This window comes from Nostoc sp., assembly GCF_035638895.1.
Taxonomy (GTDB): domain Bacteria; phylum Cyanobacteriota; class Cyanobacteriia; order Cyanobacteriales; family Nostocaceae; genus Nostoc.
In genome coordinates, this window is sequence record NZ_DASQZC010000566.1 from 1 (window position 1) to 1,923 (window position 1,923).

Below are 1,923 nucleotides of genomic sequence, written 5' to 3' on the forward strand. Positions count from 1 at the left end.
AACTTTAAGATCACGATCAAACTCAGTGTTGTTGCGATCGCTAATTTCAAATATATCAGCGAAACTTTGCAGGTTTTCCATGCGAGAATCTTTAAAGGCGTTAGTGGTTTGCTCTTTTAATGCGGTGCGATCGACTAAAAACAACACCCGGCGAAACCGCTTAGTTTTCAGCAGCCGATAAACTAAACCAATGCAAGTTTTAGTTTTTCCTGTTCCTGTTGCCATCGCCACGAGTAATTCTCGTTGTCCTCGTGCCAAGGCAGACTCTACCGCTTGAATGGAGCGAATTTGATAATCGCGCAATTTCAACCCATAGCTAAAACCTTCTTCGGCTAAACGAGTTACTGCCTGGTCAACATCTTGAGTTAAAATATCAAGTAATCCTTGAGGAGAGTGCCAAGTAGGTAGACAGACGCGAAGATTAGTCGCTCGCCGCAAATCACAAAACCAGATGCCACTCTTAGTTAGAAGTTGCTGTAAATATGGTCGTCCGTTGGTTGCAAAGACAAATGGAACCTGATAATTTTGCCACAGTCCACCTGCAAACATTTCTCCCGTAATTTGGAACCCTTCACTGTATCGTTTAGCTTGATTAAGCGCACCTTCAGAAACATCTTTGCTTTGCCGTTTAGCTTCCACTACTCCCACAATTTGCAAACCGCAGAATAACGCATAATCAGCCCGTCCATTCGCAGTGGGATACTCAGCTATTGCTAAATTTCTTCCCTTTTGAGGACGCACACCATTTTGATGAGTCAGTTCTTCAGAATCTGCTTCCCAACCGGCTGCCCGTAATTGAGCATCAATGAGTCTGCGTGTCTCTCTTTCATCCAGCAACACACCACTTTCAGCGACTTGAGCTTGAGTAATAGTTTGCTGAATGGTTTGCTGAGTCTCACTTTTTGCTTGAGCCTGAATTTCTGCCAGGTGATTTAACACCTCCTGCACTTTCGACTCTGCTTCCCGTGCCAAATCTTCGGCGGCACTTCTACGCAGCGTCTCAGCTGTTACTAATGCTTGTGCTGCCTCAGCCTCAGAAAAACTCTTTTGTACTTCATCTCGCAAGCGTTCTAACTCGGCTTTAAGTGCCTGTGTCTCTATTTTGGGGTCAGGTGGGGGAATAAACGCGCCTGGGTCAAAATTGCGATTACCACTAAATGAACGATGAAACCAAATCCCCAACTCACGCGCATACTTCAGCCCACTTAAAGCCGTGCGGTGATTGCCAGAAATCTCATGAGTTGCCTGATTGCCAATTTTTCGTAACTCATGAAACAAGCGATCGACATCTCCTTTAATTAAACCGCGATCGCGCAACCGATTCAGCAAATTAATCTGCCGTTCATCCGCTACCTCATAAAGTCCAACGTTAGCTGCTGCTAACTGAGCCAGCAATTCCCCAAACTGTCGCAACTTAATTAAACAAGTATTGGGGTCATCTGCAAAATATCGTTCAGCTAAAGCGCCTAATCTTACAAGTTGTGTATCGTGGACTGCAAGAAATGAGAAGTTTAGTGATGGCATATTAAATACACTAACTGCACGGAGTCATTAGTTAAACTCTACGCCACAACTAGGGTTTTACCCCACCCTAACCCTCCCCTTTACAAGGGGAGGGAACTAGATTTCCTGTTTCCCCCCTTTACAAGGGGGGATTAAGGGGGGTAATTAAACTTGTGTGTCCTTAGAGGAGAGGTGTTAGAGACTTTTGCAACAAGTCTAATGACCAATAACTAATCAATTCATAAGTTAACTACAACAATTGTTGCAATGATTTAAGCCTTTCTTATACATGGAAGAGTATTTGTTGCAAAGTATTAAGCATTTGCAGCAACTGTTTCCCCTGCTCCCTGCTCCCTTGCTCTAAAAGCAATAGGATATTTTTTATATTTAGAAGTCCCTTATCTTGGAGGGTAATACTGC

Annotated in this window: 1 protein-coding gene; it reads right to left on the reverse strand. The window is 43.7% G+C overall.

Annotated features, from left to right (window positions below; all coding sequences use genetic code 11):
* Nucleotides 1–1,524, reverse strand: a 1,524-nt coding sequence (locus VE944_RS28075) for a DEAD/DEAH box helicase family protein (RefSeq protein WP_324985108.1), incomplete at its 3' end; no start/stop codon positions are given.
* Between the last annotated feature and the right edge of the window lie 399 nt (nucleotides 1,525–1,923).